Here is a 3603-nt window from a genome sequence, read left to right as displayed (position 1 = left end):
AATCCGTCACCCGCCCCCTGAGCGATTTGACCGTCGATCGCTTGGTCTTGCCATCGAGCCGTTTCGCCTTGGCCGCCTTGCTCGGCTTGGTCGGGCGGCGGCGCTTGGGAACCACAGTCGCCTCGCGGATCAGTTCGATCAGCCGGTCGCGCACGTCCTGCCGGTTGAGCAATTGCGAGCGCGCGCCTTCGCTGCGCAACACCAGCACACCGTCGCGCGTCAGGCGTGACCCGGCCAGCACCGCGAGCCGGTTTTTCACCGCCAGCGGCAGCGACGGCGAGTTCCCCACATCGAAGCGCAGCAACACCGCGCTGTCGGTGGTGTTGACATGCTGCCCGCCGGGGCCGCCGGCGCGCGTGAACGATTCCTCCAGCTCGTCGCTGTCGATGCTGATCGTGCGGGTAACGGGGATCGCGGCCATCGCCCGCCCATAAATCAAGCCACCGGCTTTCGCGAGGGGGCCGGAGCGGATAGGACAAGCGCCATGTACGACTTCACGATCGACCAAGGCTCGAAGGCCGAGCTCTACCGCGACCTCCATTCGGCGCTCGGTGCGCTGACCGACGGCGAAAGCGATGCCATCGCCAATATGGCGAATGCCGCAGCGCTGATCTGGCAATATCTCCCCGATCTCAACTGGGCGGGATTTTACCGCAATGTCGGCGGCGACCTCGTGGTCGGGCCGTTCCTCGGCAAGCCAGCCTGCATCCGGATCGCGTTCGGCGACGGGGTGTGCGGTGCGGCGGCGGCGACGCGCGAGACGCAGCGGGTTGAGGACGTTCACGCCTTTCCCGGCCATATCGCGTGCGATGCGGCGAGCCGGTCGGAGCTGGTCGTGCCGATCGTGCACGAGGGACGGTTGATCGGCGTGCTCGATCTCGACAGCCCGACACCCGCGCGTTTCGACGCCGCCGACGCCGCCGGGTGCGAGGCGCTGGTCGCGCTGCTCGCGCCACGCCTGGCGGGCTGATCCGTTTCGGGACACTCGTTAACCTAGAGTAAAACCGGGGAAAATGGTACCTTAGCCGTTAATGATCTGGCGCCGCGCACCCGCGCACGGCACCGCGTCCGGAGTGTTTACCATGCGAACCCTAGCCCTTTCCGTCCTCACGATGGTTACCGTCTTTGGTGCCAGCGCGGCCGATGCGCAGCGACTCGGGGGTGGCAGGTCCTATCCCGGCGCATCCTATCCGGTGCCGGGGGCCGTGCCCGCGATGCAGCAGCCGGGGGGGAGCGTGCCGGTCAATCTGCCGCCGCCGCCGCCGGTCAACACGATGCCGCGGCCCTATCCCGGCCAGATGAACCCGCAGCGCCCCAATCCAGGCCCGCGCCCGATGCACAATGGCGGCGGATCGCGCTGGGGCGGATCGTATCACGGGCAGTGGTCGGGCGGAATGAATGCGCCGGGCGGCTGGAACGCCTATCGTCGCCCGTCGCGCGGCTATCGTTTGCCGAGCTATTGGGTTTCCCCCAATTTCTTCATCGGCGATTTCGGCGGGTACGGCCTCTATGCCCCGCCGGCGGGCTATGGCTGGCAGCGTTACTATGACGACGCCGTGCTGGTCGACAGTCGTGGCCGCGTGCGCGATTCGGTTTATGGCGTCGATTGGGACGGTGGCTATGGCTATAACGACGGTAGCGATGCCGAGGGCGGCTATTCCTCGGTCGATTACGGCTATGGGCAGGCTTACGCCCAAGGCGGCGCCGGCGGGCAGGGGTACAGTTACCAGACGCTCCCGCCCGTCGTGCAGAATGGCAGCGTGACGACCTATTCGACCAGCAACGGCTATCATGCGGGCGGTTATGCCAGCGGCGGCTATGATTATCCCGGCGCGACGACGACGGTGGTGACGATCATGGGCGCGCCAAGCGTCACAACGACGACGACCGAATATATCGAGGAAACCCGTACGCGCTATGTCGCGCCGCGCCGCGTCTATCGCGCGAAGAAGAAGGTGCACCGCCCGGCACGCTGCGTCTGCCGTCGCGCGGCGCCGGTCGAGACCCCGGTGATGGGGAGCTGACCACCGCCCTCTACCGTTCGTGCTGAGCCTGTCGAAGCACACTTCGCAACGGGCGTAGCGCTTGTGGTTAGGTGCCCCTCGACCGGCTCAGGGCGAACGGGTGGGGGCGGCACCTCCAACCGTTCGTGCTGAGCTTGTCGAAGCACTGCCCTAAACGGGCGCGGCGCTCGCGGTTACGTGTCCTTCGACAGGCTCAGGGCCGAACGGTGAGGGGGGGCGCTAGCCTAACCCCCGCGCGGTTCCGGCCCCGCGAAGGTGACCACGCTCTCCGACCCGTCCGCCGCGACCGCGCCGACGCCGACGAAATGATCGTCGACGCTGATGTCCTTCAACACGCTGCTCGTCGCAGTCGCGGCGACATCGGTCGATTTCTGCCAGTCGGCCGTATCGGTGCGGCGCCAGTGGATGCGGTAGGCGGTGGCCCCCTCGACCGGCTGCCACTTGACCGTGGTGTCGAAACTGAGGGCGCCCGCGATCGTTACGCCATCGGGCGCGGCAGGCGCGGTGGCGAGGCGGCGGATTGTCGCGACGTTGATCGCGGTGACCTTCGCCAGATAGGCGAAGTCCATCTTGTCGACGGTGTCGCCGTACGCGATGCCATTCTCGACGCGGACATCCTGGTGCTGCTGCGTCCAATTCTCCGCGCCGACCGAGAAGCGCACCGCCGGATAGCCCAGTTTCAGGAACGGTTCGTGATCGCCGCCGCGTCCGAAGCGATCGGGGCGGCGATCGACGAACACGTCGAGCCCGCCGGAAAGGCCCGCCGCGACGCCGTCGATCGTCTTGGCGAGCGCGCGGCTTGGGCCGTCATCCTCGCCGCCATTGCCGCGCCGCGCGATTTGCGCCGGTAGCGCCTCGCTCTCGCGAATCCCTTCCGAAAAGACGCGGACGCGGTCAGCGACGCGCACGCCATTCTGCCCCATTGTGTTGCCGACGATATCGTTGTTGAGCATCGCCGAGATCGTCCAGCCACGCTGCTTCGCGGTTTCGGCCAGCAACGTGCCGCCGAACAGCCCCTGCTCCTCGCCCGAGAAGATCGCGTAGACGATCGTCGCGCGGAACTTCTCCTTCGACAGGATGCGCGCGGCTTCGAGCACGAGCGCGACGCCCGAGCCATCGTCATTCGCGCCGGGCGCATCGTGCGTGAAATCCATGCCGTCGCTGATCCGGCTGTCGATATGCGCGCCGACGATGATCACGCGCTTGGGGTCGAGCCCCTGCTGGAAGCCGAGCACATCCACGACGTTGACCCCCTCCGGCGCGCGCGCGTTGGTGAAGGTCCGCGCGATATTGGCGACGGTGATGCAGCCGTCGCACGCGTCGGCGATGCGCGTCAGCTCACCCCCGACCCAACCGCGCGCCGCCCCGATCCCGCGCGTCGGGTGATCGGGCGAGGAGAGCGTGTGGCGCGTGCCGAAGCTGACGAGCTTCTCGACGGTTGTTTTCAGGCGTGTGGCGTCGGGCGCGGGTTTGGGCGCGTCCTTGGCGAAAGCGGGGGTGGCGACGATCGCAAGAGCGAGGGCGAGCGGGGGGAGGGTGCGCATCGCGGTATCGTGGCGGGGAAGGGGCGGGGGTTCAA

General features: G+C 67.6%; 4 protein-coding genes. 2 read left to right on the top strand and 2 right to left on the bottom strand.

The features are described 5' to 3' along the window. Positions 1 to 421 (bottom strand): alternative ribosome rescue aminoacyl-tRNA hydrolase ArfB (gene arfB / locus ABWP09_RS12130; protein ID WP_353205388.1); only part of this gene is annotated, 421 nt, incomplete at its 3' end. A gap of 63 nt (positions 422 to 484) precedes the next feature. Between arfB and msrC the strand changes: the two genes are divergently transcribed. Both msrC and ABWP09_RS12120 read left to right on the top strand, forming a co-directional pair. Further along, complete coding sequence (msrC, locus tag ABWP09_RS12125; RefSeq protein ID WP_353205387.1) at positions 485 to 970, top strand: free L-methionine (R)-S-oxide reductase MsrC; 486 nt, start codon at positions 485 to 487, stop codon at positions 968 to 970. Positions 971 to 1082: 112 nt separating this feature from the next. Next, a complete protein-coding gene (locus tag ABWP09_RS12120) occupies positions 1083 to 2024 on the top strand; it encodes an RcnB family protein (RefSeq protein WP_353205386.1) in 942 nt (313 codons plus the stop codon). Between the two features lie 224 nt (positions 2025 to 2248). On the opposite strand, the gene ABWP09_RS12115 is transcribed toward ABWP09_RS12120, so the two are convergent. Next, positions 2249 to 3568 carry a M28 family metallopeptidase gene (locus ABWP09_RS12115; protein WP_353205393.1) on the bottom strand — a complete coding sequence of 440 codons (1320 nt, stop codon included), beginning with the start codon at positions 3566 to 3568 and terminating at the stop codon, positions 2249 to 2251. Between the last annotated feature and the right edge of the window lie 35 nt (positions 3569 to 3603).

Origin of the sequence: Sphingomonas sp., assembly GCF_040398505.1 — a bacterium.
Classification (GTDB): domain Bacteria; phylum Pseudomonadota; class Alphaproteobacteria; order Sphingomonadales; family Sphingomonadaceae; genus Sphingomonas.
The sequence above is the reverse complement of the archived record's forward strand: the minus strand, read 5'-3'. Positions and strand labels throughout refer to the sequence as shown.